22 protein-coding genes are annotated in these 26,226 nt (G+C 71.8%); 10 read left to right on the forward strand and 12 right to left on the reverse strand.

The genetic code is table 11. The features are described 5' to 3' along the window. Nucleotides 1–8: 8 nt before the first annotated feature. Nucleotides 9–1,175, forward strand: coding sequence for a carbohydrate kinase family protein (locus ACFQSB_RS13570; RefSeq protein WP_380826685.1), 1,167 nt, complete (start codon nt 9–11; stop codon nt 1,173–1,175). A gap of 184 nt (nt 1,176–1,359) precedes the next feature. Here the strand turns inward: ACFQSB_RS13570 and ACFQSB_RS13575 are convergent, their stop codons facing one another. Further along, complete coding sequence (locus tag ACFQSB_RS13575) at nt 1,360–1,587, reverse strand: DUF397 domain-containing protein (protein ID WP_380826688.1); 228 nt, start codon at nt 1,585–1,587, stop codon at nt 1,360–1,362. Beyond that, a complete protein-coding gene (locus ACFQSB_RS13580; RefSeq protein WP_380826690.1) occupies nt 1,584–2,309 on the reverse strand; it encodes a DUF5753 domain-containing protein in 726 nt (241 codons plus the stop codon). Before ACFQSB_RS13580 ends, ACFQSB_RS13575 begins: the two co-directional genes overlap by 4 nt. A 498-nt stretch (nt 2,310–2,807) precedes the next feature. On the opposite strand from ACFQSB_RS13580, the gene ACFQSB_RS13585 reads away from it, so the two are divergent. The 3 genes from ACFQSB_RS13585 to ACFQSB_RS13595 all read left to right on the forward strand — a co-directional run bounded on the left by ACFQSB_RS13585 (nt 2,808) and on the right by ACFQSB_RS13595 (nt 6,615). After that, nucleotides 2,808–4,271: an MFS transporter gene (locus ACFQSB_RS13585; protein ID WP_380826761.1), complete on the forward strand. Its 1,464-nt coding sequence runs from the start codon at nt 2,808–2,810 to the stop codon at nt 4,269–4,271. A 99-nt stretch (nt 4,272–4,370) separates the two neighbouring features. After that, the gene (locus ACFQSB_RS13590) at nt 4,371–5,141 is read left to right on the forward strand and encodes a GNAT family N-acetyltransferase (protein ID WP_380826691.1); all 771 of its coding nucleotides are present in this window, start codon (nt 4,371–4,373) and stop codon (nt 5,139–5,141) included. A gap of 40 nt (nt 5,142–5,181) precedes the next feature. Beyond that, nucleotides 5,182–6,615 (forward strand): MFS transporter, encoded by a 1,434-nt coding sequence (locus ACFQSB_RS13595; RefSeq protein ID WP_380826693.1) that lies wholly within the window; start codon nt 5,182–5,184, stop codon nt 6,613–6,615. Nucleotides 6,616–6,759: 144 nt separating this feature from the next. Here ACFQSB_RS13595 and ACFQSB_RS13600 read toward each other — a convergent pair whose 3' ends face one another. Beyond that, nucleotides 6,760–7,485, reverse strand: a complete 726-nt coding sequence (locus tag ACFQSB_RS13600; RefSeq protein ID WP_380826695.1) for a M36 family metallopeptidase — start codon at nt 7,483–7,485, stop codon at nt 6,760–6,762. Between the two features lie 395 nt (nt 7,486–7,880). Here ACFQSB_RS13600 and ACFQSB_RS13605 point away from each other — a divergent pair, with 395 nt between their 5' ends. The 3 genes from ACFQSB_RS13605 (at nt 7,881) to ACFQSB_RS13615 (ending at nt 10,698) form a co-directional block, all read left to right on the forward strand. Further along, entirely contained in the window at nt 7,881–8,588 is a 708-nt protein-coding gene (locus ACFQSB_RS13605; RefSeq protein ID WP_380826696.1) for a hypothetical protein, read from the forward strand. Between the two features lie 284 nt (nt 8,589–8,872). Continuing rightward, nucleotides 8,873–8,980 (forward strand): putative leader peptide, encoded by a 108-nt coding sequence (locus ACFQSB_RS13610; RefSeq protein WP_380826763.1) that lies wholly within the window; start codon nt 8,873–8,875, stop codon nt 8,978–8,980. Between the two features lie 146 nt (nt 8,981–9,126). Further along, nucleotides 9,127–10,698, forward strand: coding sequence for a sulfatase family protein (locus ACFQSB_RS13615; protein WP_380826697.1), 1,572 nt, complete (start codon nt 9,127–9,129; stop codon nt 10,696–10,698). A gap of 128 nt (nt 10,699–10,826) precedes the next feature. On the opposite strand, the gene eda is transcribed toward ACFQSB_RS13615, so the two are convergent. Genes eda through edd form a run of 3 tightly spaced genes read right to left on the reverse strand, consistent with a single transcriptional unit; the run spans nt 10,827 to nt 14,661 of the window. Next, nucleotides 10,827–11,453 carry a bifunctional 4-hydroxy-2-oxoglutarate aldolase/2-dehydro-3-deoxy-phosphogluconate aldolase gene (gene eda / locus ACFQSB_RS13620; protein WP_380826698.1) on the reverse strand — a complete coding sequence of 209 codons (627 nt, stop codon included), beginning with the start codon at nt 11,451–11,453 and terminating at the stop codon, nt 10,827–10,829. Beyond that, nucleotides 11,450–12,598 carry a glucokinase gene (locus ACFQSB_RS13625; protein ID WP_380826699.1) on the reverse strand — a complete coding sequence of 383 codons (1,149 nt, stop codon included), beginning with the start codon at nt 12,596–12,598 and terminating at the stop codon, nt 11,450–11,452. Before ACFQSB_RS13625 ends, eda begins: the two co-directional genes overlap by 4 nt. Further along, on the reverse strand, nt 12,595–14,661 hold the full coding sequence (gene edd, locus ACFQSB_RS13630; protein WP_380826702.1) for a phosphogluconate dehydratase: 2,067 nt from the start codon (nt 14,659–14,661) through the stop codon (nt 12,595–12,597). Before edd ends, ACFQSB_RS13625 begins: the two co-directional genes overlap by 4 nt. Nucleotides 14,662–14,802: 141 nt before the next feature. On the opposite strand from edd, the gene ACFQSB_RS13635 reads away from it, so the two are divergent. After that, on the forward strand, nt 14,803–16,059 hold the full coding sequence (locus ACFQSB_RS13635) for an ROK family transcriptional regulator (protein WP_354924369.1): 1,257 nt from the start codon (nt 14,803–14,805) through the stop codon (nt 16,057–16,059). Here the strand turns inward: ACFQSB_RS13635 and ACFQSB_RS13640 are convergent. Next, entirely contained in the window at nt 15,977–16,699 is a 723-nt protein-coding gene (locus tag ACFQSB_RS13640; RefSeq protein ID WP_380826704.1) for a DUF2470 domain-containing protein, read from the reverse strand. The genes ACFQSB_RS13635 and ACFQSB_RS13640 overlap by 83 nt on opposite strands. Nucleotides 16,700–16,844: 145 nt before the next feature. On the opposite strand from ACFQSB_RS13640, the gene rpsD reads away from it, so the two are divergent. Beyond that, nucleotides 16,845–17,459 carry a 30S ribosomal protein S4 gene (rpsD, locus tag ACFQSB_RS13645; protein ID WP_380826705.1) on the forward strand — a complete coding sequence of 205 codons (615 nt, stop codon included), beginning with the start codon at nt 16,845–16,847 and terminating at the stop codon, nt 17,457–17,459. 111 nt (nt 17,460–17,570) lie between these two features. On the opposite strand, the gene ACFQSB_RS13650 is transcribed toward rpsD, so the two are convergent. From ACFQSB_RS13650 to ACFQSB_RS13660, 3 genes are all read right to left on the reverse strand, one after another. Then, on the reverse strand, nt 17,571–18,440 hold the full coding sequence (locus tag ACFQSB_RS13650; RefSeq protein WP_380826707.1) for an ion transporter: 870 nt from the start codon (nt 18,438–18,440) through the stop codon (nt 17,571–17,573). Nucleotides 18,441–18,661: 221 nt separating this feature from the next. Next, complete coding sequence (locus ACFQSB_RS13655) at nt 18,662–18,895, reverse strand: hypothetical protein (RefSeq protein WP_380826708.1); 234 nt, start codon at nt 18,893–18,895, stop codon at nt 18,662–18,664. 52 nt (nt 18,896–18,947) lie between these two features. Beyond that, nucleotides 18,948–20,312: a S8 family peptidase gene (locus ACFQSB_RS13660; RefSeq protein WP_380826709.1), complete on the reverse strand. Its 1,365-nt coding sequence runs from the start codon at nt 20,310–20,312 to the stop codon at nt 18,948–18,950. A 363-nt stretch (nt 20,313–20,675) separates the two neighbouring features. Between ACFQSB_RS13660 and ACFQSB_RS13665 the strand changes: the two genes are divergently transcribed. Beyond that, the gene (locus ACFQSB_RS13665) at nt 20,676–22,724 is read left to right on the forward strand and encodes a spermidine synthase (RefSeq protein WP_380826711.1); all 2,049 of its coding nucleotides are present in this window, start codon (nt 20,676–20,678) and stop codon (nt 22,722–22,724) included. A 123-nt stretch (nt 22,725–22,847) separates the two neighbouring features. Here the strand turns inward: ACFQSB_RS13665 and ACFQSB_RS13670 are convergent, their stop codons facing one another. Both ACFQSB_RS13670 and ACFQSB_RS13675 read right to left on the reverse strand, forming a co-directional pair. Further along, on the reverse strand, nt 22,848–24,401 hold the full coding sequence (locus ACFQSB_RS13670; RefSeq protein WP_380826712.1) for an LCP family protein: 1,554 nt from the start codon (nt 24,399–24,401) through the stop codon (nt 22,848–22,850). Between the two features lie 638 nt (nt 24,402–25,039). Continuing rightward, on the reverse strand, nt 25,040–26,014 hold the full coding sequence (locus ACFQSB_RS13675; RefSeq protein WP_354924347.1) for a neutral zinc metallopeptidase: 975 nt from the start codon (nt 26,012–26,014) through the stop codon (nt 25,040–25,042). Nucleotides 26,015–26,226: the final 212 nt, after the last annotated feature.

Genomic DNA, 26,226 nt, shown 5'->3' on the forward strand with positions numbered 1-26,226 from the left:
ATCAGGGCATGGAGCCGGAGCGGAAGGGGTGGGCGTACGTGCACCGAGGTGAGCGTCCGGAGGACGGCGCGCGGAAGCAGGGGGCCGGGCAGCGGGCCGCAGGGCAGGTGGAGGCCGGGCAGAGGGACGCAGGGCAGGGCGAGGTAGAGCAGGAGCGCGTGGAGCAGGGGCGCGTGGAGCAGGGGCGCGTGGAGCGGGAGGACGCGGGGGAGCGGTACGACGTCGTGGTGATCGGCGGGGCGGGCGTGGACACGACCGTCTACGTGCCCGAGCTGCCGCTTCCGTACGCCGACACCTACGGCGTGCCGCCCGTGGTCGACCGCATCGGCAACACCGGCAGCGGCGTCGTGCTCGGCTGCCACGCCCTCGGACTGCGGTCGCTGCTGATCGACCTGATCGGCGACGACCCGCAGGGAGCGCTGATCCGCGACCACCTCGCCGCGCGCGGCGCCGGCTTCGCCTGGGCGGTCGTCCCCGAAGGCACCCGGCGCAGCGTGCTCCTCGTCGGCCCCGACGGGCGGCGCACCTCCTTCTATGACGCCCGCGCGGCCGCCGGGCAGCGGCTGCCCGCCGGCCTGTACCGGCCCGCGATCCGCCGTGCCCGGCACGTCCACGTGTCGATCACCGACTTCTCCCGCCACCTGTACCCCGAGCTGCGGGAACTGGGCGTGCCCGTCTCGACCGACCTGCACGACTGGGACGGCGAAAACCCCTACCACCAGGACTTCGCCTACAACTCCGACCTGGTCTTCCTGTCCGCCGCCAAGCTCACCGACCCGCCGGCCGTCATGCGCGACATCATCCAGCGCGGCCGGGCCACCACCGTCGTCTGCACCGCCGGAGCCGCCGGCGCCTACCTCCTGGAGGTCCCCCCAGGCGAGCTTGATGGACCCGCGGCGGTGGGGCCGGCGGGCGCGGGGCAGTGGGAGCGCGCCGCCTCCGCCGACGTGCGGCACTTCCCGGCCGCGCCCCTGACCGGGCCCGTCGTCGACGCCAACGGAGCCGGAGACGCCTTCGTGTCCGGTTTCCTCTACGGCCGGCTGCGCGGCCTGCCCGTCGCCGACTGCGTCCGCCTCGGCACCATCGCCGGCGCCCACGCCTGCACCAGCGAAGGCACCCACGAGAACCCGATCGACGAGCATGCCCTGCTGGCGAGCACGGAGACACCCCGCTGACGAACGGACATCCCCGGGGCGCCGCCATCCGTTGCCTTCCGTTGCCGCCGTCTCGCGAGAAACCACACGCAAACGAGCTGGCGCGGGCTGTGCATCGGGCACGAGCCCGGTCGTCAGGAGGACCGCCGGCCCGCCGGGCGGGCAGGGCCCGTTGCCGTATGCCCCCTCCACGGGAGGAGGGGGGTTATAGGAAGTCGAACTCGTTCGCGCGGACGCCGGCGAGGAAGGCGTTCCATTCTGTCCGGCTGTAAACGATGATCGGGCCCTCGGGATGGTGACTGTGCCGGACGGCGATTCGGTCGGATCCGTCGAGGACGGGACCCGCTTCGACGCAGTCGCTGCCACCGTTGGGGCTAAATCTGCTGATATGCCGCGAGACGCGGAGTTCTTCCGATGAAGTCGACCTGGTCACTGTGCCGTCGCTTTCCGCCCTTGGGCCATCGAATCCGCAGCCGCCTTGATGCGGCTCCTTGACTCGTCTGTCGTGAGGCAGTGATCACGCAGGCGATCGAATTTCATGATAAGTCGCTCCACGCGGTCCGTCTCGACGTAGAGACCGCCGGCCGGAGTGTCCACGTAGCCGACCTCGGGAAACGGCTCCGGCATCTCGAAGAGGAGGAAGGCGCCTTCCGGACTGGGGTGGACCGGTGATCTCAGCGGCAGCACCCGTATTGTGATGTTCGGCCGTTGGGACAGCTCGATCAGCTGTATGAGCTGCTCCTTCAGGACCTCTATCCCGCCAGGTGCTCTATGGAGCAGGCTCTCGTCCAGCACGGCTTCGATCTCTGGAGGGTCGAGGGCGCTGAGGATCCGTTGTCGTTCGAGCCTGAACGGAGTTCCGAAGGGAGTGAGGTCGGCGTTGGTGTCGGATCCCGGGATCAGAGCTTCCATGTAACCGGGTGTTTGGAGTAGTCCGGGTACGACGACGGCGTCGAAGGCCCGACGGTCCCGTTGCCTCGAACGGGCGCCGATGACGAGATGAGCGAGGGAGGAAGAGGGCTGGCCATCGTCGCGGCGCTCAGTACTCAGACCGGGATGCGGGGCGATCACAGGGGACGCCTGATCTGGGCGGATCTGACTCTGCATGAGGGCGGTGCCGATGGGGCCACGGCGGGGCTCCGATACGACTTCCATGGGTGGGAGGTGTGGTTCGGCTGCTGGACGCGCCAGTGGTGGGCCGTCCCGCGAGGCTGTGGGCCTTACCTGATCAGTGCCCCCTCGGAGAAGGATCTCCTACGTCAGATCGACCTCATAGAGCGTGACCTGGTGGAGTCAGCCGATCATTCGGCTGGCACGGGAGATGTCCACCTCCCTCGCCAACGTCGTCCCGACCCAGAGGATGACGACGTATCAGGCCGGTAGAGGGTTGTGGTGAGAGGGCCGTTGGCGGTGGAGCATGGGGGTTCCGGACCGGGCTGCGGAGGCGTTTCCCGAGGCACAGGCGGAGGCATGGGGACGGACTCGTCTGGCGAGGAGCCCGGCCGCTGGTCGTTTCCGGGCCGGGCTGGTGGCGGGGCCCTCACAGACCGTTAGAGAGGCGTTCGGCTGGGCAGAGGGCGTTGCCGTAGTCGCCGCCGGGGCGGCCGAGGTCGGCCGCCGGTTGGGGCGGTGCGGACGCTAGGGCGGGTGAACATGTCAGATGTCGTGCGAACGCTGGTCCCGGCGCGCCTGGACCGGTTGCCGTGGTCGCGGTTCCACACGCGGCTGGTCGTCGCGCTCGGAGTCGCGTGGGTGCTGGACGGGATGGAGATCACGATCGCCAGCGCGATCGGGTCGGTCCTGCAGGACAAGCACACGCTCGGGCTGTCGGCGGTCCAGGTCGGGTTCACCGCCACGGTCTATCTCATCGGCCAGGTGGCGGGCGCCCTGGTCTTCGGCCGGCTGTCGGACCGCTTCGGACGCCGCAAGCTGTTCATCCTGACGCTCGCGCTGTACCTCGCCGCGAACGGCATCACCGCCTTCTCGCCGAACCTGGCCTTCCTGCTGGTCTTCCGGTTCTTCGCCGGCGCGGGCATCGGCGGCGAGTACGCCGCCATCCACTCGGCCATCGACGAGCTGATCCCCTCTCGCTACCGCGGCCGGGTCGACCTCGCGGTGAGCGGCACGTACTGGCTGGGCGCCATCATCGGCACCGCGAGCACCTACATCCTGCTCAACCCCGACCTCCTCCCGCTCAACCTCGGCTGGCGGCTCGGCCTGCTGATCGGCCCGGTGCTCGGCGCGGCCATCTGGGTGCTGCGGCGGCACCTGCCCGAGAGCCCGCGGTGGCTGCTCATGCACGGCAGGCACGAGGAGGCCGAGCAGGCCGCCGAGTCGGTGGAGAAGGCGGTCGCCGCCGGCGGGCACCGTCTGCCGCCGGTCGACGAGAGCAAGGCGCTGGAACTGCGCCCGCACGGGTCTCCGTCCTACCGGGAGATCATGCGCGTCGTCCTGCGGGAGTACCCGAGCCGCACTTTCCTGGGCGTGACCATGATGGTCAGCCAGTCCTTCCTCTACAACGCCATCTTCTTCACCTACGTGCTCGTGCTGAACACCTTCTACGGCGTGTCCCCGAACGACGCCTCGAAGTACCTGCTGGTCTTCGCGGTGGGCAACCTGGCCGGGCCGTTCATCCTCGGCCCGCTGTTCGACACCGTCGGGCGCCGGCCGATGATCTCCAGTACGTACGTCGTCTCGGGAGTGCTGCTGGCGATCACCGGGTGGCTGTTCAAACAGGGGGCGCTGACGGCGACGACGCAGACCATCCTGTGGTCGGTGATCTTCTTCGTGGCGTCGGCGGCGGCGAGTTCGGGGTACCTGACGGTGAGCGAGCTGTTCCCGCTGGAGATCAGGGCGCTGGCGATCGCGCTGTTCTTCTCGGTGGCCCAGGGCTTCGGCGCTCTCGGCCCGACGGTGTTCGGCGCGCTCATCGGCGACCAGGCCCACCCCGACCCGACCCGCCTGTTCTACGGCTACCTGTTCGCCTCGGCCCTCATGATCGGCGCCGGGCTGGTGGCGTGGTTCTTCGCGGTCAAGGCCGAGCGCCGGTCGCTGGAGGACCTCGCCCCGTCGCTGTCGATGAGGGACGCCAGAACCAGTGCGGCCGCGGCCGGCTGACCCCGCCCCCTCTGGAGCCGGAGCCGGCCCGCCCGCCGTCCGCGGCGGCGGGCCGAGCCCGGCTCCTGTCCAGGTGAGAGGGCATCGTAGGGTTCTCACGTGCAGACAAGGCAGAACGAGGACACCGCGGCCGCCGTGTGGATGGACGCGATGAAGATGTTCGCGCGGGCGCAGCCGAGCGGCTTCTCCCGCGACGGTGCGCACGGCACCTCCCAGGTGATCTCGGGCGCCGCGATGCCCCTGCTGAACGGGGTGTTCAGCAGCGCCCGCGAGCCCGACGCCGCCGAGATCGCGGCCTTCGCCGGGTCTCCGGAACTGCGGTCGATGCCGTGGAGCGTCCAGGTGCGCGGCGAGCGGTTCGACCCGCGCATCGCCGACACGGCCGCCGCTCACGGGCTGGCGCGGCGGTCCACACTGCCGTTCATGCTCAAGTCGCTGTCGCGGGCCGACGCGGCGGACGCCGAGGACGGCCCGTCCAAGGTGCGCCCGGTCGGCGGGGACGAAAGCGCGCTGTACCAGGCGATGCTGGCCGCCGGGTACGAGGGGCCGCCGTCGCTGTTCACCCCGATGTGCCTGCCGTCCGTCCTGGACCACCCCGCCATGCGCGCCTACGTCGCCGAGGAGGCGGGCGAGCCGGTGGCCACCTCGTTCGGCGTCTTCCTCGGCGACCACGTGGCGCTGTTCAACATCGCCGTCCTCCCGGCGCACCGGCGGCGCGGCCACGGCAGGGCCGCCACCGCGGCGGTGCTGCGCGACGGGTACGCGACCGGGGCGCGCACCGCGTTCCTGCACTCCAGCACGATGGGCGTCCCGCTGTACGAGAGCATGGGCTTCCACATCGCGGAGAACTGGACGACGTTCATCGCCTGACAGACTCGCCATGGGTGAGGTGTCGCTACGCTGAGTGACCATGGTGAGGGTGGTCCGCAGTCTGGTGCCGGCGCGGCTCGACCGGCTGCCGTGGTCGGGGTACCACACGCGGCTGGTCGCGGCCCTCGGCGTCGCCTGGGTCCTGGACGGCATGGAGATCACCATCGCGGGAGCGATCGGGTCGGTGCTGCAGGACCGGCGCACGCTCGGGCTGTCGGCGGTCGAGGTCGGCTTCACCGCCACCGTCTACCTGATCGGCGAGGTCATCGGCGCGCTGGTCTTCGGCCGGCTGTCGGACCGCTTCGGCAGGCGCAGGCTGTTCATCTTGACCCTGGGCCTGTACCTGGTCGCGAACGGCATCACCGCCTTCTCGCCGAACCTGCTGTTCCTGCTGTTCTTCCGCTTCCTGGCGGGCGCCGGCATCGGCGGGGAGTACTCGGCGATCCACTCGGCCGTCGACGAACTGATCCCCTCCTACTACCGGGGCCGGGTCGACCTGGCCGTCAGCGGCACGTACTGGCTCGGGGCGATGCTCGGAACGGCGAGCACGTACGTGCTGCTGAACCCCGCGCTGCTGCCCGTCGACCTCGGCTGGCGCATCGGGCTGCTCATCGGCCCGGCGCTCGGCGCCGCCATCTGGGTGCTGCGCCGCCGCCTGCCCGAGAGCCCTCGGTGGCTGCTCATGCACGGCAGGGGGGAGGAGGCCGAGCGCGCGACCGGGGAGATCGAGGAGGCCGTGCGTCGCAGCGGCGGCGCGGTGCCCCCGGTGGACCCCGCCGGCGCGATGGACTTCCGCCCGCACGGCGCGCCGGCCTACCGCGAGATCCTGCGGGTCGTGCTGCGGCAGTACCCCCGGCGGACGATCCTCGGCGCGACGCTGATGATCAGCCAGTCGTTCCTCTACAACGCGATCTTCTTCACCTATGTGCTGGTGCTGAGCACCTTCTACGGCGTCTCACCGCACGACGCCTCCAAGTACCTGTTCGCGTTCGCGGTGGGGAACCTGGCGGGGCCGCTGCTGCTGGGACGGTTCTTCGACACCCTCGGCCGCCGGGTGATGATCTCCTCCACCTACGTCTTCTCGGGGTTGCTGCTGGCGGTCACCGGGTGGCTGTTCAAGCAGGGCGTGCTGACGGCGACGACGCAGACCATCCTGTGGTCGGTGATCTTCTTCGTGGCGTCGGCGGCGGCGAGTTCGGGGTACCTGACGGTGAGCGAGCTGTTCCCGCTGGAGATCAGGGCGCTGGCGATCGCGCTGTTCTTCTCGGTCGCCCAGGGCTTCGGCGCCCTCGGCCCGACCGTGTTCGGCGCGCTCATCGGCGATCGCGCCCATCTCGACCCGGTCCGGCTGTTCTACGGCTACTCCTTCGCCGCGGCGCTGATGGTGTCGGCCGGCGCGGTGGCCTGGTTCCTGGCGGTGAACGCCGAGCGCAGGTCCCTGGAGGAGGTCACCCGTCCCCTGTCGTCGACCTGACCCGGCCCGCCCCTGCCTGACCTTCCCGGAGCCGGTCCGCCCTCGCCGGCGTCCTCCCGCCGAGGCGGGTCCGAGCCCCGCCGCCGGCCCCGGGCGTGCCGGAGCGGCGGGCGGGACGAGGACCAGGGCCGATGACCGGGCCGGTCAGAGAAGGCCGCGGGCGGCGAACGCGGCGCGGGTGGCGTCGGCCGCGGCGGCGCCGCCGTGCCGCTGCGCGGACCTCACGGTCGCCTCGGCGGCGGCGCGGAAGGTCGTGTCCTTCGTGAAGTCGAACTGCGCGTCGATGATGACCTCGCCGGCGAGGGTGTCGCCGAGCGCGGTCCTGATCGCGTACAGCGCGGAGGACCAGATCTCCCCGTCGGCGTGCACCTCGCCGACCACGTCCTGCGGGTAGTGCTTCGTGCCGTCCAGGCGGCGCAGGCAGTGGGGGGCGGCCGAGGTGTAGGAGACCGAGTCCCAGTCGGCGACGCACGCCTCGGGCGTCCTGGTGGGCGTGCCGGTCTTCCAGCTCGTCACCGCGACCGCGAGGTAGTCGCCGAACGCCTCGCCGATGGCGCCCGACTCCAGGGTCGTGCCGAACCCGGTGACCTGGCCGTCCTGCACCGAGTGCCCGTACTCGTGGACGATCACCTCGGCGTCCTCGGCGTCGTCCACGCCGCCCTTGCCGAGCGTGATGTCGGCCTTGTCGTCCCGGAAGAAGGAGTTGTCGCCGCCGTACTGGTTGATCCGCAGTTCGATCTGGCGCTGGTTGACCGGGCGCAGCGTGGAGCCGAAGCCCTGCTCGCGGACGACAGAGGGGTGCCTGGCCGGGGGAGGGAGGGAGGCGTGCTCGCGGGCACCGGGTGAGGCGCCCGCGAGCGGAGTTCCCATGAACGTCGCATCGGGTCGCGACGACCTCCATGGCCGCTCGCCCGCCGCCCGAGGGAGGCTGGACGCGGACGAGACGCCTCCCAAGCTTCGCATGTTCCCCTCACGGCTCGCCGCTGGCAGGAACTCGGCACGGAAAGACGAGCTGGAACCACACCACCCGCCGTTCGTTGTCGCGATATGTCCCCCCGCGCCGGGCCAGGGCGTCCAACGTCACCAGATCGCGTCCGCTCTCGTCGGTAACCGCCGCAGGGGGTGCGAGGACGCGGCCCGTACCCACCGACCCGCCGTCGGTCACCACGTCACCGCGGACGAGACCATCGTGGGCGCGGTGGTGAGGGCGCGCGTGCGGGAAGGCGCGGATTCCCGGCGCTCGCTTGCCGTCGCGGGTTGGGTGCGTGATCATTTCGAATGGGATGGCGTACTGGGGCAGGTATGACGGCAGAGCGCGGCGGTTCCTGCGGCTGACAGGTGCGGCGGCGCTCGCCATCGGACTCGGCGTCGCGAACGGCTTCCTCGCGGCCTACGGCCCGACGGGCTGGCCTGCCGTGCTGCTGGCGATCGCCGGGTTCTTCGTCTCCATGGCGCCGGTCGCCGTGGTCTTCTTCGGCATGGGCACGCTGCTGTGCCTGCCCGTGGCGCTGCTGCTGGCGATGTCCGTCTGGTCCGCGCAAGGAGCGGTGACGGACGTCGTACGGGCCGATCGTGGACGGGTGAGCGACTGCACGGTGCTGTCGGAGCGGTCGGAGTCGCGCACCGTGTCCGACTACCATCCTGGCACCGGTCCCAACGATCCAGGATCGTGGGACACCCACACCGAGGTGACCTACCACTACCGGCTGTCCTGCGGGGGGAACGGCCCCGGCACGATGGAGACCGGCTCGTCGGTCGCGAAGCCCGGCTCGGTCATCGCCGTGTCCTGGGACCCGACGGGCCGGCTCAAACCGGTCCCGGCCCGGGAGGTGTCGTCGTCGGAGGAGGTACGGAGCGCCGCGATGACCGCCGGCGCGGCCGAACTGCTGCTCCTCGCGGACCTGTTCATCGGCCGCGGATGGTTGAGGCGCCTTCGCCGTCGATCGCGACCGATCCACAGGCCGCCGGACTGAGCCTCCTCACGCCCTCATCGAAGGCTTCAAGGCCCTGGCCCACCGCGCCCACACGGCCGGCCTGAATATCCTCGCCGCCACCATCGGCCCGTTCGCGGGCGCCATCCACCCCGGGAACAGCACCCCCGAGGGCCTCGCCACCCGACGCGAGGTGAACGACTGGATCCGTACCACCGACACCTTCGTGAACAGGGCGAACGTTGCATGATGCGGCACTACTTCAGCGGCGAGTGCACATTATTACCCACTTGACCGGTAGGATTGATTCGGATTTGATTGTGGTCATGACATCGACCGCCTGGAATGGACACGGCTTCCACGCCACTGTGCGGCGTCACATCGACTTGGCGCGCGTGAGCAGCGCCTTGTGTCGCCCGGTTCGCCACCGCTGATTCTCCACCTCCCATTCGGGCGAGACCTTCTGTGCCGCAGTCGCCGGCACGCCTGGATGGACTTCACCCAGATCGAGGCTGGAATGTCTCGGCGCGTATTCATCGACATCAAGCGATGGACCAGGTATCCCGGGAAAGGGTGCAGTATGAACGCCCGCAAGCCACATCGTCACCGATCGAAACTCTTGGGGGCCCTGCTCATCGCATCCGCGAGCATCACCTACGCGGGTGTGAAACTCGACAGTTCGCCGGCGTCGGCGGCGACGACCCAGCCCAACATCGTCTTCATCCTCACCGATGACCTCAACGAGGACGTCTTCGGCAAGGACGGCGGGCTCCAGACGCTCCTGACCAGTCAGGGAACGACATTCAACAAGCAGTTCGTCGAACTGTCGCTGTGCTGCCCATCGCGAACGTCCACGCTGCGCGGACAGTTCGCACACAACACGGGCATCTACACCAACGAGGCCGCCTCCGGCGGCGGATTCCAGTCCGTCCACAGCAAAGGACTGGAGAGCTCGACCGTCGCCACCTGGCTGCAAAGCGCCGGGTACCGCACCGGGTTTTTCGGTAAGTACCTCAACGGGTACCCCAACGGAGCGCCCAGTAGCACCTACATTCCGCCTGGCTGGACGCGCTGGTTCAGCCCCAACGGCGGAAGCCCGTATTCGGAGTACAACTACGACGTCAACGACAATGGCACGACCGTCCACTTCGGCGGCGCACCGTCAGACTACGGCGTTGACGTGATCTCTCGCAGGCTGACCACGTTCATCAAGAACACCACCACCAACTACCCGGACAAACCATTCTTCACCTACGTCGCCCCCTATATCCCACACGGACCGGCGACGCCGCCGCCGCGCTACGACGGCATCTACCCCAACGCCAAGGCTCCACGCACTCCGTCCTTCAACGAGGACGACGTCAGCGACAAGCCGGCGTGGATCCGCAACAAACCCAAGCTCACCGCCGCCCAGATCGACAACATCGACGCCTTCTACGAAAAGCGCAGAGAATCCTTGCGCTCGGTCGCCGACCTCGTCCAGGACACGATCGACACTCTGCGGGCGCAAGGCGTACTCGACAACACCTACATCGTCTTCACGTCAGACAACGGGTTCCACCAGGGCCAGCACCGCCTGAACTCCGGCAAGAACACCGCCTTCGAGGAAGATCTCAACGTCCCGCTGGTCATCCGCGGACCCGGCGTCCCCGCCGGGGCGGTCGTCAACGCCTTCACCCTCAACGTCGACCTCGCACCGACATTCGCCGAACTGGCCGGAGCAACCGCGCCCGCCTTCGTCGACGGCCGCTCACTCGTGCCGTTCCTGCGCGGCACCACACCATCGCGGTGGCGCCTGGCGTTCCTCAACGAGCATGCCGGACCCAGCACCCTGAACACCAACACTCTGAACAACCTGCTGGAACCCCAAGATCCCGGCGACGCACAAGCGCTCGCCTCCGGAGGCGCTCCCGTCTACGCCGGCCTGCGGGCCAAACCCAACACGCTCGGCATCAACGCAGCGTTGAACTACGTCGCCTACAACACCGGCGAACATGAGCTGTACGACCTGTCCGCCGATCCCTACCAGCTCGACAACTCCTACACTTCCGCCGACCCCACGCTCAAACAGAGGCTCGAAACCTGGGTCACCAGACTCAAGAACGCCTCTGGGCAGGCATTGCGAGACGCGGAAGAGAACCCGCCGCAGTAGAGGACCTATCGCGGTGTGGGCGGGGATGAGGACTGCCGCTCCCCGCCCGCACCACAGGGAAGGCTTCGCCACACCCGCGCCACAGCCTCGCTCAACGGCCGGTTCGCCATATGGAGTCGGCGGTCATGTTATGGCCGGGATGAGGGGCGCAGGGCGGCGGCCTCGGCGGCGAGTTTCTCCACGCGGGCGTAGTCGCCGGTGGCCAGCGCGTCGGCGGGGGTCAGCCAGGTGCCGCCGACGCAGCCGACGTTCGGCAACGCCAGGAACTCGGCCGCGGTCTCGGGCCGGATGCCGCCCGTCGGGCAGAAGCGCACCTCGGGGAGCGGCCCGGCGAGCGCCTTGAGGTAGGGAATGCCGCCGGCGGGCACCGCCGGGAAGAACTTCAGCTCGGTCAGGCCGCGCTCGGCCAGGGCCATGACCTCCGAGGCGGTGGAGGCGCCCGGCAGGAACGGCACGCCGCTGCCGAGCATCGCCTCCAGCAGGGCGGGCGTGCCGCCGGGGCTCACCAGGAAACGCGCGCCCGCCTCGGCCGACGCCGTCACGTCGGCGGGCGTCCGCACGGTGCCGGCGCCGATGACGGCGTCCGGGACCTCCGCCGCGATCCGGGCGATCGCCTCCAGAGCGCACGGGGTGCGCAGAGTGACCTCGATGGCGGGGAGGCCGCCCGCCACCAGCGCCCGCGCGAGAGGGACCGCGGTCTCCACCCGGTCGATCACGACGACCGGGACGACGGGGGCGAGGTCGAGGATGCTCACGAGGCGGTGCTCCTTGCTTCGTGGGACGCCTGCGAGGCGGCGTCCGCGATGCCGGACGAGGATGGCGGGGACGGTGCGGAGGCGTCCGCGGTGCCGGCGCCGGATGGCCGGGACGGGGCGGGGGAGTTCACGGGGCCGGCCGGGGCCGGCCGGGGAGAAGAGGGGACGGCCGGGGTGTCGAGGCCGGACATCCGCTGGGCGAGCCAGGCGGCGGCGCCGGTCAGGGCGGGTTGCTCCGCCACGATCGCGGTGGTCGCGATGCCGGTGAGATAGCCCGACAGGACCAGGTTGGCCTCGAACCTGCGGCGGAAGTCGCTGCCGTTGATGCGGTTCACCATCCGCGGCACGATCCCACCCCCGAGGTACACCCCGCCGTGCGCTCCCAGCGTCAGGGCGACGTTGGCCGCGAAGCTTCCCAGGAGCCCGCAGAACACCTCAACGGTACGCGCGCACAGCGAGTCGTCCAGCCGGGCCACGATCTCGGAGGCCGGAAGCGGGGCGACGGGGGTGCCCTCGACGAGCGCGAGCCCGTGGCGGAGGCGCACGAGGCCGGGCCCGGACAGCAGGTGCTCGGCGTCCACGAAGCTCATGCCGTCGGCGCGCAGCGCCCGGACGATCTCGAACTCCAGGTCGGTGACGACCGGCGCCGAGACGTGCCCGCCCTCGCCCGGAACCGGCACCCAGCCGCTGCGCGCGGGCACCAGTCCGGCGACGCCCAGCCCGGTGCCGGGGCCGAGCACCGCCTTGACCATGTACGGGGCGGGCTCGGGGCCGCCGAGTGAGGCCAGCTCGCCGGCGCCCAGGTGGGGCAGGGCCAGCGCGAGGGCCTCGAAGTCGTTGAGCAGTTCCACGTGCGCGATGCCGAGGCCCGAGACCGAGCCGGACCAGGAGGCGTTGGTCAGCCGGTAGCGGTCGGCGTGGACCGGCCCGGCGATGGCGAGGGACGCGGCGGCCGCCCGCACGCCGCCGCCGTGGTGGGTCAGGTAGTGCTCCACCGCCGCCGCGAGGCCGTCGAACTCGGCCACGGGGAGCACCGCGATCCGTCCGGGACGTCCGCCCGGCCGCGTGAGGAGCCCGAAGCGGGCGTTGGTGCCGCCGATGTCGGCGACCAGCCACGGGTGCCCGGGGGTAGGCGCGGCGCTCATGCCCGCGCCTCCCGGCGGCCGGGAACGCCGCCGGCCCCCGAAGCCGCGGCGTTCCCGGCCGCCGGAGGCGCGCCGCCGGCCACGAGCACGTCGCCCGTCGCGGTCGCGTCACCGGCCACGAGCACGTCGCCCGCCGGGTGCCCTGCACCCGTCCGGAGAGCGCCGCCGGCCGGGAGCGGGGTGCCGGCGCCTTCGGCGCCGCTGATGGCGAAGATGCCGGCGCCGCGGTCCGCGGGGGCGGCGGCGCGGCGGAACGCGGCGAACAGCTCGCGCCCGGTGCCCACCCACTCGTCGTCCCGCAGAGGCCGGCCCTGCGGCGTTCGGGCGGCCAGCTCCTCGGCGGGGACCAGCACGTCGAGCGTCCCGGCGGCCGAGTCGAGCCGGACCAGGTCGCCGTCGCGGACCAGGGCGATCGGGCCGCCGTCGGCCGCCTCGGGCGACAGGTGGATGGCGGCCGGCACCTTGCCCGACGCTCCGGACATCCGGCCGTCGGTGACCAGCGCGACGCGTTGTCCCCGGTCCAGCAGGACCGCGAGCGGTGGCGTCAGTTTGTGCAGCTCGGGCATCCCGTTGGCGCTCGGCCCCTGGTAGCGGATGACGGCGACGAAGTCCTGCCCGTCCAGCGCGCCCTCCTGGAAGGCGGCCATCAGTTCGGCCTGGTCGTCGAACACCTTCGCCGGCGCCTCGATCACCAAGTGCTCGGGCTTGACCGCCGAGACCTTGCTGACGGCGCGGCCGAGGTTCCCGCTGACCATGTGGATGCCGCCGTCGGCGGAGAACGGCTCGGCCGCCGGGCGCAGCACGTCGAGGTCGGCGCTGACCGACGGGCGCTCCTCCCAGACGACCTGGCCCTCCTTGAGCTCCGCGCCGCTGCGGTACAGGCCGAGGCCGCGGCCGGCGACGGTGAGCACGTCCTGGTGGAGCAGCCCGTTGTCCAGCAGGTCGCCGATGAGGGCCTGCATGCCGCCCGCCGCGTGGAAGTGGTTCACGTCGGCCTGCCCGTTGGGGTACATGCGGGTCAGCAGGGGGACCACGCGGGACAGGGCGGCGAGGTCGTCCCACAGCAGTTCGACGCCGGCCGCGGCGGCGATGGCGACCAGGTGCATGGTGTGGTTGGTGGAGCCGCCGGTGGCCAGCAGCGCGACGGCGGCGTTGACCAGCGCCTTCTCGTCGACCACGTGCGCGACCGGGGTGTACTCCTCGCCGTGCGCGGTGATCTCGACGGCGCGCCGGGCCGCGGCGCGGGTGAGGCCGTCGCGCAGTTCGGTGCCGGGGTTGACGAAGGTCGCGCCGGGCAGGTGCAGGCCCATGACCTCCATGAGCACCTGGTTGGAGTTGGCGGTGCCGTAGAAGGTGCAGGTGCCGGGGGAGTGGTAGGACTTGGCCTCGGCGTCGAGCATCTCGCCGCGCCCGATCTTGCCTTCGGCGAACGACTGCCGGGCGCGCGCCTTGACCTTGTTCGGCAGGCCGGACGGCATGGGCCCGGCGGGGACGAAGATGGCGGGCAGATGCCCGAAGTGCAGGGCGCCGATCAGCAGGCCCGGGACGATCTTGTCGCAGACGCCGAGCAGCAGCGACGCGTCGAACATGTCGTGCGACAGGGCGATCGCCGTGGACATGGCGATGACCTCGCGGCTGTAGAGCGACAGCTCCATGCCGGCGCGGCCCTGGGTGACGCCGTCGCACATCGCGGGGACCCCGCCGGCGACCTGGGCGACCCCGCCCGCCTCGCGCACGGCGTCCTTGAGGACCGGCGGGTAGGTCTCGAACGGCTGGTGCGCCGAGAGCATGTCGTTGTAGGAGGTGACGATCGCGACGCCGGGGCGTTCGGCGCCGCGCAGGACCAGCTTGTCGCCGGGGGAGCAGGCGGCGAAGCCGTGGGCGAGGTTGGCGCAGCCGAGCCCGGCGCGGGCGGGGCCTCGCTCGTAGGCCTCCTCGGCCGCGGCCGCGACGCGGCGCAGATAGGCCGCTCGGGTACGGGCGCTGCGCTCGACGAGCCGCTCGGTGACCTCTTGGACGGTGCGGTGCACGGCAGGTGACGTGGGTGCTGGATCAGCAGACACGGGAGCGGCTCCATAGATCGACCAAGGCGGGACAGAACGGACACTAGCCCGATCTTTGGTCTCCCACAACCACAGTTCTGCCATTTGAGATGAGGAACTTAGGAATTTTGGATTACAAAAGAGGTGTGATTGACTTGCCCGGTGGGTCGACGATCAGCTTCCACGCTCGCCAGCGGCGGTGAGGTGCTCCACCTCATCCGCAGCGGCGAGGCCGTGACCCGGGCCGACATCGGGCGGATCACCGGGCTCTCCCGTCCCGCCGTGGCACTGCGGGTCGCGGGGCTGCTCGACCACGGCCTGGTGGTGGAGCACACCGACGGGCCGTCCACCGGAGGCCGCCCGCCGGCCCGGCTCGCCTTCAACGCCACCGGGGGCGTCGTCCTGGTCGCCTCCCTCGGCGCCAGCCGCACCCAGATCGCCCTGTGCGACCTGGCCGGTCGCGAGCTGGCCCGCACCGATCTGGAGATCGACGTCGAGCGCGGCCCCGACGTGGTGCTGCCCCTGCTGATGGACGTGTGGGCCGACCTGCTGGAAGGCCGCCCGATGTCGTCGGTCAAGGGCGTCGGCCTCGGCGTCCCGGCCACCGTCGAGTTCGCGGCCGGCCGCACCGAGAGCGCCCGCGTCATGGCGAGCTGGACCGGCGTGGTGATCCCGCCGGTCATCTCCGCCCGCTACCCCGTGCCGGTCTTCGTGGACAACGACGTCAACGTCATCGCGATGGGCGAGTACCGCGAGGCGTACGCGCCGGAGGTCTCCGACCTGCTGTTCGTCAAGGTGTCCACCCGCATCGGCGCGGGGGTGGTCGCCGGCGGCGAGATCCTGCGCGGCGCGCTCGGCGCGGCGGGGGAGATCGGCCACATCCCCGTCCGCGACGGCGGGGGAGTGCTGTGCCGGTGCGGCAACGTCGACTGCGTCGACTCGGTGGCCAGCGGCACGGCCATTCTGCGCGACCTGCGGGCGAGCGGGCGCGACGTCGACTCGCTGTCGGACGTCGTCGCGCTGGTGCGCGCGGGGGACGCCGAGACGATGACCGTGGTGCGCAGGGCGGGACGGCTGCTCGGCGAGGTGATCGCGAGCGCGGTCAACCTGCTCAACCCGGCCGTGGTGGTGCTCGGCGGCGACGTCGCCGAGCGCTTCCAGCCGCTGGTGTCGGGGGTGCGCGAGGTCGTCTACCGGCGCTCGACGGCGCTGTCCACCCGCAGTCTGCGCATCGAGCGCAGCCGCCTCGGCCAGAGCGCGGGCATCACCGGCTGCGCCCTCATGGTCATCGACCACATACTGGCGCCCGAGGCGGTGGACGCCGCCATCGAGGGGGTCAGCGCGGGCACAGCAGCAGGCTCAGTGCCCGCTCCAGCTCATGCGCCCCTTCGACCGGCGCCGGCCAGGGGATCCGGATGAACGTCGTGTCCACGGAGTCCGAGCGCACCGTCGCGCCGTAGCGGTCGAGCTCCCACAGCCACGGCTCGCGCACCGGCTCGCCCGTCAGCGTCCGGACCGCCCGCGCGAGCTGCTCGCGGTGCGCCTCGTTCACGTGGCGGAGCATCCGCTCGGCCGCGTCGTGCACCGGGCCGGGGCCGGCGGCCAGGTACTCCTCGGCGTCCAGCATCCCCGACTCCCGGCCGGTCAGGTAGATCACGTAGCCGACGTCGACGCGGAACAGGCGCGGGCCGGCCGGATCGCCCTCCACGGCGGCGAACAGCGCCTCGTCCGGGCATCGGGCGGACACCCTCACGGCGGCCTCCCGCAGGCTCTCGGGCGGCACCGCCTGCGCCCATCCCTGCACCTTCAGCAGGCCGCGCGGGTACTCGACCCCGGCCAGGGTCCGGGTCGCCGACAGGTCCACGGTCACCACGGCGTCGTCCCCTGCGCGCAGGCCGTGCAGGGCCTCGCCGGGCTTGACCAGCAGCAGCGGCCGGCCCGTGCCGTCGACGCAGCCCCGGGCGGGCCCGGCCGAGCCGTCCAGCGACACATGGGTGGGCGCGGCGGCGCCGGCGAGACCGCGGACGCGCTCGGGAATCGGGGGCACCTTCACATGCATGGGCGTCGGCTCCTCGGTTCGCACGGGCGGCGCACGACGCTTGGCGATGCGTCACGCGCCGGGGCGGGAGGCGGCGGTGGCGCCGCCCCTTCGACTATGGTTAGGGTTGCCTAACTAAGGCTTACCTAACCACAGCGAGGTCGACATGCGCTACACCGGACCCAAGGTCCGCCTGTCCCGCCGCGCGGGCGTCCCCCTGACCCGCAAGGCCGTGCGCTATTTCGAACAGCGGCCCTACCCGCCCGGCGAGCACGGCCGCAAGACCAGCCGCCGCACCGCCGGCGACTACGGGCTGCGCCAGATGGAGAAGCAGAAGCTCCGCTGGTACTACGACGTGTCCGAGCGGCAGATGCGCAGGTACTGGGCCCTCGCGCTGCGCCGGCCCGGGCGTTCGGGCGCCGAGCTGGTGACGCTGCTGGAGTCCCGCCTGGCCTCCCTGGTGCTGCGGGCCGGCCTCGCCCCGTCCATCTACGCGGCCCGCCAGTACGTCACCCACGGCCACATCGCCGTCGACGGCCGCAAGGTCGACATTCCCAGCTATCTGGTGCGGCCCGGCCAGACCGTCGCCGTGCGCGAGAGGTCGCGCGGCATGCAGCCGTTCGTGGCCGCCGCCGAGGGCGTGTACGCCGACGAGATCACCGCGCCGTACCTGGAGACCGACCTGAGGCAACTGCGCTTCACGCTGCTCGCCACGCCGGAACGCGCGCAGGTGCGCGTCCCGGTCGACGAGCAACTCGTCGTCGAGCACTACTCCCGCTGAGCCGCGCGGCAGGGCACGGCCGGGCACACCGCTCGGCGCGGGGCCGGCGCGCCCACGTGGCGCTCGGCGTCAGGAGTGGCCGGCGTGGCGCTCGGCGTCAGGAGTGCGCTGTCAGCGCAGGGTGGGGGCGTCCTCGCGAGAGGGGAGGGCCGCGCGGAGCGCCGCGATCTCGGCGCGCAGCGCGGCCAGCTCGGCGGCCACCCCCGCGACGGCGTCATCCCCCGTGCCCTGGGATCGCGCCACGGGGCCGGCGATGCCCTGGACCGCCTCGTCCGGGGCCTGGGCGGGGCTCTCGTCGCGCTCGCGCTGGTGCTCCTCCTCCATCGCGCTCACCACCACGGCGATGAACAGGTTCAGCACGACGAAGGTGCAGATCAGAACGAACACCACGAAGAACGCCCATGCCGACGGGTGCTGCTCCATGACGCGCCGGTTGATGTCCGACCAGCCGTCCCCGGTCATCACCTGGAACAGCGTGAACAGCGACGTCGGCAGGTCGCCGAAGTACTCGGGCGCCGTCGCGCCGTACAGCTTGGTGCCCATCACCGAGGCCACGTAGAGCACCAGCCCGAGCAGCATGGCGATCGAGGTCATCCCCGGGATCGCCGTGAGCAGGGCCGCCACCACGCGGCGCAGGCTCGGCACCACCGAGATCAGCCGCAGCGCGCGCAGGATGCGCAGCGCGCGCAGCACCGACAGCCCGCCCGCCGTCGGCAGGAACGACACGGCCACGATCACCGTGTCGAACAGGTTCCACGGGTCCAGCACGAACCGCGCCCGGTAGACGTACATCTTCGCCAGCAGCTCGGCGACGAACACGTACAGCGCGGCGTGGTCCACCACGTGCAGCACCGAGCCGTACGCCGCCGTCGCCTCCGGCGAGGTCTCCACCCCCAGGGTCGCCGCGTTGACCACGATCACGACGATGATCGCGCGCTGGAACCACGCCGACTCGATGACACGGCGGACACGTTCACGCATAGGGGTGAGCACTCCAGAGGTTCATGGACCGGAATGCGCAAGATCCTAGAGCGTGCGCGGCCACGCCCGTGTCCCGCCCGGCGCCGGCGCCGTCATCGGGCGGCGCGCGACGACCGCCCTGTCTCCGGTGGGGACGGCGCCCCGCAGCCGGGGCCGGAGGGGTTCGGACGAGACCGATGGCGCCCCCCCGCCGGGCGGGAGGCCCAGGAAGGCGCCGTGGATCAGTGGGGCGGGCCGTACGGCTCGATCGGGGGATCGGCGAAGGGGCCCTCGCCGGGCGGAGTGACGCGCTGGCCCGCCTGCTCGGTGACGCGCACGGCGTAAAGCCCCTGGCCCGGGTCGAGCGGCACCAGCCCGTAGGCGGTGTCCACCTCCTCCTCGCTCAGGCCGAGCCTGCGCATGGCTCCCTCGAGGGTCGCCTCCGCCGGCGGCAGCTCCAAGGTGACCAGGACCATGCGGCCCACGCTACGCGTCCCCGCCCCGCCCGTACACGCCGCCCCCGTCTCGTCACAGCCGGTGACGCTCCGCCCGGCGGCGCAGCGCCGCGACCAGCGCTGCGGCGTCGGCGACGCCGTACCCGTAGTCATAGTCGAAGCCCACGGTGCTGCGGTCCTCGGCGGTGCGGTGCAGCAGGGTGCGCAACTGGCTCGGGGAGATGCGCGAGGCCGGCCAGCGCGTGCGGATCGCGGCCACCAGGCCCGCGGCGACCGGGCAGGCCGCCGAGGTGCCCGAGTCGGGGACGTCGTCGCCGAACGCCTTGGACCCGGCGAAGTGCGTGTACGCGCAGACGTCGGGCTTGCGGTCGCTGAGCCGCCCCGGGCCCTGGGAGGAGTACCCCACCCGTTCGCCGTTGGTGTCGACCCCGCCGACCGACAGCACCTGCGGATGGGAGTTGGCGCCCACGATGGGACGGCCCGGATAGGCGCACCGCCGGTCCTTGCATTCGGCGCCGCAGTTGCCCGCCGCGAACAGGATGTCCGCCCCGGCCTGCTCCAGGCTGCCGACGATGATGTTGAACGGGTGGGCCGCGTTGTCGGAGTAGTTGCCCGGCTGCCCGGGCGGCAGGTCCCACAGCGGGGAGAACGAGCCCCAGCTGTTGCTGACGACCAGCGCGCGGGAGTCGGCGGGCTGGGCGTCCAGGACCGCGCGCAGGTGGGCGAAGGCCGCCACCGCGTCCGACAGCAGGCCGTCCATGACCGTGCCGCCCTGCCGCCGCGACAGCAGGATCGGCACGTCGACCAGCGTGGCGCGCGGCGCGGCGATCAGCGTGTCGAAGGCGCACATCGTGCCGTGGTCCACCGCGAACCCGCCCGGCTCGCCGGTGACGCCGGAGGGGTTCCAGCTCCGCCCGCGGTCGACCGTGACGTCCTTGCCGAGGTGGTCGCGCACGTGGGCGGCGTTGACGCCGGTGTCGCAGACGGCGAGCGCCACGCCGGCGCCGTCGTAGCCCTCGGCGTGCAGCTCGGGCACCCGCAGCAGGCGGGCCACGTCCTGCCAGGTGCCGACGGGCGGGCTGCCGCCGCAGGTGAGGCTGGTCTCGATGAGCGGGTCGGCGTAGACGCCCACGACGTCGCGGCCGCGGCCGGGCAGCAGCGCCATGCGCGCCGAGCTCTCGTCGTCGGCGATCTCGCCCCGGACCAGGACCGACGCCTCCTCCGGCGCCAGGGAGAACACCAGCGGCTGGTGCAGCGACAGCGGGTCGCCGCCGGCGGAGGCGGGGTGGGCGCGGGGGAGGGCGACGGGGGTGAAGGAGTGGTCCAGCGCGACCCCGGGGAGGCCGTCGGTGACGTCCGCGGTGGTGGCGGTGAGGTCGGGCGCCGCGACGGCGGCGACCACGTCGGGCGAGGGACGGAGCTGGATCAGGACCCGCATGAGGACACCACCTTGAGATCGCCAAGTCGTGACACCACCACATTCCTGTATCCACGACACCCCCGTCCACCAGCAGAAATACCGTGTCTCCCCGCATTCCCCGCGATTCGCCGAACCAATTTCCGCCACCCGGCCCTCGCCACCTCCCACCGCCCGGCGGCACCTCTCGGGCCGGGGCTTCGGGCGCGCGGCGGCGCGCGGATGCGGGTGGACGGGAAACGTTCAGCGGGTATGCGGGCCGAGGGCCGTGCCGGGGCCGGCGAGCTGCGCCGCCGCCGCGCGGATGCACGGGCCGGCGGCCGGTGGCGGTCCGGTGGCGCGTAAGGCTTTCGCGGAGGGCGGGGGTTGACTACCTTGAGACCCGTGATCGCCGAGGTAGATACCCCATCCCGTCCCGGTTCCGGAGCGACGGGAGAGCACTGGATCCCCGTCCGTGCCCGACTGATCGTGGCCAGCGCCTTCATGCTGTTCCTCGAACTGGCGCTGATCCGCTGGACGGGGTCCAACATCGTCCACCTCAGCTACTTCACCAACTTCGTGCTGCTCGGCTCGTTCCTCGGCATCGGGCTGGGCTTCCTGCGCGTCGGCCGCTCCACGAGGCAGCCGTACTACTCGCCGGTCGTCCTGGCCGCGCTGGTGCTGATCGTCTTCTACTTCCCGGTCACCGTGGACCGCCAGACCGAAGGCGTGCTGTACTTCACCAGCCTGTCCACCAGCGGCCCTCCCGCCTGGGCCATCCTGCCGGTGGTGTTCGCCGCCGCGGCGCTGGTGCTCATGGGGCCGGCCGAGCTGGTCGGCCGATGCTTCCCCGAGCTGCCCCGGCTGGAGGCCTACCGCTACGACCTGATCGGCAGCCTCACCGGCATCGCCATGTTCTCGCTGTTGTCGCTGGCGAGCGCGCCGCCGGCCGCCTGGGGCATCATCGCCGCCTGCGCCTACGGCGTCCTGCTGCGGCCGCGCTCCATCGGCCGCTACCTGGGGTTGGTCACCTTCCCCTCCCTGGTCGTCATCGCGGCCCTGGCGGTGGAGACCTTCACCACGGGCGCGCTGTGGTCGCCGTACTACAAGGTCACCTACCAGCAGCACTTCCTCGGCGATGTGCCGATCATGGACATCGCGGTCAACGGCATCCCGCACCAGCAGGCCATCCCCGCCGCCGCCCGCCTGCAGTGGGAGCGCCAGTACGCCCTGCCCTACGAGCGCGCGGCGTCGGCGGCGAACCTGGACGACGTGCTCATCGTCGGCGCGGGCAGCGGGACCGACGTGGCCATCGCGCTGTCCAAGGGCGCCAAGCACGTCGACGCGGTCGAGATCGACCCCAAGCTGAGAGAGCTGGGCGGCGTCTACCACCCCGACCGGCCCTACCAGGACCCGCGTGTCACCACCCACATCACCGACGGCCGCGCCTACCTCGAACGCACCGACAAGAAGTACGACCTCATCCTGTTCGCCCTGCCCGACTCGCTCACCCTGGTGTCCGGCGCGAGTTCGCTGCGCCTGGAGAGCTACCTGTTCACCCAGCAGGCCATGCGCGCCGCGCACGACCACCTCAAGCCGGGCGGCGCGTTCTCGATGTACAACTACTACCGCGAGCAGTGGCTGGTCGACCGGCTCGCCTCCACCGCCCAGGCCGCCTTCGGCCACAAGCCGTGCGTCGACGAGGTCGGCTCGGGGCAGCAGGCGGTCATCACCGCGGGCGTCACGGCGGACGCCCAGCGCTGCGCCTCCGAATGGGCCGGCGCCAAGGCCGACACCCCGCCCCCGGCCGTGGACGACCGCCCCTTCCTCTACCTGCACGGGCGCGACATCCCGTCCATCTACCTGATCGCGCTCGGCCTGATCCTGCTGGTCAGCGTCGTCGCGGTGCGCGCGGTCGCCGGGCCGTTCCGCAGGATGCGCCCCTACGCCGACCTGTTCCTGCTCGGGGTGTCGTTTCTGCTGCTGGAGACCAAGAACGTCACCGGGTTCGCGCTGCTTTTCGGCACCACCTGGGTGGTCAACGCCATCGTCTTCGCCGGGGTGCTCGTGGCGGTGCTGGCCGCGGTGGAGGTGACGCGGCGCTTCCGCACGCCGCCGCTGCCGGTGATGTACGCCATCCTGCTCGGCGGCCTGGTGCTGGCCGCGCTGGTGCCGAACTCCTGGCTGCTCGGGCTGCCGGTGCCGCTGCGGGTGGTCTGCGCGGTGGTGGTCGCCTTCCTGCCCATCTTCGCGGCCAACGTCGTGTTCGCCAAGCGGTTCGCCGACACCTCCGACGCCACGGTCGCCTTCGGCGCCAACCTGCTGGGCGCCATCCTCGGCGGGTGCCTGGAGTACCTCTCGCTCGTCATCGGCTACGAGGGGCTCCTGGTGGTCGCCGGCCTGCTCTATCTGGGCGCCTTCGCCCTGCTGCCCCGCACCGCCCGGGCCCTGTAGGCGCCCGGGCCCCCTGCTCCGCCACGACGGCCGTCCGCTCGGAAAGCGGACGGCCGTCGTCGCATCGGCGGACGCCCGCGCCGGCCGGGCGTGGCCGACGGCGGGCGTCAGAAGCGGCGGGGGTCAGAAACCGCAGGCTTCCTTGAGGCTCTTGGCGGCCGCCTTGCTCTGCCGGTTGGGCGTCGGCGTCCTCACCGGAGTGGGGGCCGTCGCCGAGCGCGAGGTGGACGGCGTCGCCGAGGAACCGCCGCCGGAGGGCGTCGCGCTCGCGCCGGTGGTCCCCGACGCGGCCGCGGCGGCGGTCGCGCCCGCGGCCACGGTGCCGGACCCGGTGCGCTCGGACTCCTTGACCGCCTGCGCGGTGAGCCGCCGGATCTTCACCCAGTCGGCGGCGCCCGGCCAGATGGTGGGCGGCACGAACTGCAGGCTGGTGGTCTTGGCGTCCTTGACCTTCACCGCCAGCGGCACGAGGTGCTCCAGCAGGTCGCGCGGGATGTCGGTGCGGAACAGGTGCCGCGTCGCGGTGGCGATCTTGCCGAAGTTGGCGAGCACCACGCTGGGCGTCGCCTGGTTGAGCAGGGCGCCCATCACGCAGCGCTGCCGGGACATGCGCGAGAAGTCGTCGCTGTCGACCCGCGAGCGGCCGTACCAGAGCACGTGCTCGCCGTCGAGCCGCTGGTACCCGGCCTTGATCGTGCCCGCGGTGCCGAAGTGGCCGCCCCACCTGATGTCCTGCTCGACGCGGATCTTCAGCCCGCCGATCGCGTCGATGAGCGCGGCGAATCCGTACATGTCGACGATCGCGTAGTAGTCGACCTTGATCCCGAGGGTGTAGCCGATGGCGCTCTTGAGCTCGCGCGGGCCCCTGCCCTTGCCGAGGTGGTCCTCGGCGTACTGCCAGACCTCGTTGAGCAGGCCCTGGCCCGAGTCGCCGGTGAACCCGTTCGGGAACCGCGCGGCGAGCGGGTCGCCCTTGGGGAAGTGCACGAACTGCAGGTTGCGCGGCAGGCTGAACATGACCGAGTTTCCGGTGCGGACGTCGACGCTGGCCACCGTCATGCTGTCGGTGCGCACGCCCGTGCGGTCGCCCGCGGCGTCACCGCCGATGAGCAGGAAGTTGACCCTGCGGCGGCCGTTCCACGGGTCCTCCTGCTTGACGGGGGCCACGCTCGTGCCCGGTTCGGGCTGGAAGATGTCGTTGGTGGTCTGCCGCACGGTCAGCATGCCTCCGGCCGTGAGGGCGAAGGGCCCCATCACGCCCACGCACAGGATGCCGACCACGATGCCCGAGATCACCTGCCCCGACTGCGGGAGCCGGTCGGGGCCGAGGGCGATGTAGGAGGTGATGACCAGGGCGAACCAGGCGAGCGCGCCGATCGTGGCGGCCACCACGATGGTCACCCAGACGCCGTCCTTGACGGCCAGGCCCAGATTGGCGTCGATGACCACCGCGAAGATCACGGCGGCCGCCAGGAGGGCGCCGAAGACGCCGAGCAGGATGAACCCGGTGCGCCGCTGACCGGCCCGCAGGTGCGCCGCGCCCGGGACGACGGTGGACAGCAATGTCCAGCCGATGACCGAGCCGGTCGTCGGGGGCTTGGCGAAGCGGGGGAGGGCCGCCTTGCGCTCCTCGGAGTCCCGCGCGGAGCCGCCTGTGCTCCCCGTCGAGCCGGCCACCGCGGCCGGCCGGCCCGGCGCACCCGTGGCGGGCGGTCGGGTCGGGGCGCCCGTGGCGGCCGGCCGGCCTGCGGCGTTCGTGGCGGGCTGCCGGGCCGGGGCCTGCGCGGCGGAGGCCCGATCTCCGGAGTCCCCGGCGGGCGGATCCTGCGGGTCGCCCTCACGGCCGGGCCTCGTCCGGGCGCGGCCCTCGGCGGGAGCGGATCGCCTGTGCTCTTCGGAGGAAGCCGGTGGCGCGTGGCCCTCTCGGGAGACGGGTGGCGCGGAGCCGTTCGCCGGCGCGGGTTGGCCGGAGCCGTCCCCGTCCGCCTCTCCCGCGGTACGGCCAAGAGGCGTGGTCACACGTGCTCCCTCATGACGGTTGGAATTCTCCCGTCAACCAGGAGAAACCCATCATTGGCCCCCCGCGGGTTCACGGATGCCCAGGATTCTAACCCCCATACCTGGACATCACTGACGCAAAGCCAATATTGGGGAATCGGACGGTAACAAGCAGCTGAAGCCACAGCCGTTCGGCGGCCATCCGCGGGCCCTCGGCACGGTCGCCCGTGACGGCGGGTCCATGGCCTCCCGGCGCGGTCGGTCCGCTTCCGCGCCGGGAGGGCCGCCTTCGACGCTCCGACCACCGTGACGTCGGGCTAGGAGGTCGAGGAGGAGGAGGCCAGCCAGGTGTTGCACTGGTAGGCCTTGGTCCGCTCGTACCCCTGCCGGAACCACCGGCCGCTGTTGGGCGGGCTGCCGTGGTCGCGCGGATACCCCGGCCAGTCGCCGACGTTGGAGAAGAAGTAGAACAGGTTGTTGCGGCGGACCGGCGGGATCGGGTAGCTGGTGGCCACCGACCGCATCCACATGCCGCTGAAGCAGTTGGCCTGCAGCTCGTACCGGCGGCTCAGGGCCAGCCTGCCGCTCAGCGTGCGCGAGGACAGCGTCTTGCTCCACCAGGAGTTCGCCAGCCCCGACAACTGCTGCACGTGGTGGCCGTACTCGTGGGCCATCATGCCGATGATCGCCCCGTGCCAGCTCGACAGCGAGCCGTATCCGCGCTGGTTGCCCCGTCCACGCGACATCGCCGACGTCGAGGCGTAGATCGTCGTGTTGCGCGGGCAGTAGTAGGGGACGATGCTGCCCCGCTGCGGGAAGTCGCCGCACGCGCCCCGTCCGCCGCGCGCCGTGATCGCGTAGTGCGGCGGCGCGAAGTCGATGCCGACCCGCCCGAGCGCGGCCGACCACGTCCGGCTCATGCACTGCCCCGTCTTCAGGATCAGCGACTTCAACTGAGCGTCGTTGAAGACGTTGGTCGACGTGGCCCGGCAGGCGGTCCGCGGCAGGCTGCCGGCCCGGTAGAGGGTGTTGCCGGTCAGGGTCGTGTTCAGCCGCGGCCGGGAGGTCGTGGTGCCGGTGTCGGAGGACGTCGAGGAGTCGCTGGACGACCTGGTCGGCCGGGGGTTGGAGGTCGGGGCGGAGGTCGAGGTCGGGAACGGCTTGGGGGTGTACGGGGAGAACGTGGGAACCGCGAACGTCGGGATCGCCACCGGCGAGGGCGGCTCGGCGTGCCGGGCGCTCTTCAACGCCGCCGATCCGATCACCAGCAGCACGAACACCGCGGCGATCACGCCGAGAAGGCCGCCGGCGACGGCCGCGCCGCTGGACTTGCGCTTGGGCGGGCGCCAGTTCGGCCCGTAGGGCCCGTGCGGTCCCCGGGGCGGCCCGGGCGGCGTCCACCCGGGCGAGGGCGACGGCAGCGGCCCCTGCCCTCCCGGGTACGGCGCCTGGCCGCCCGGGTACGAAGGCGTCCCCTGGAACGGTGGCCGGCCGGTGGGCTGCG

Origin of the sequence: Sphaerisporangium rhizosphaerae (genome assembly GCF_042665155.1) — a bacterium.
Lineage (GTDB): Bacteria > Actinomycetota > Actinomycetes > Streptosporangiales > Streptosporangiaceae > Sphaerisporangium > Sphaerisporangium rhizosphaerae.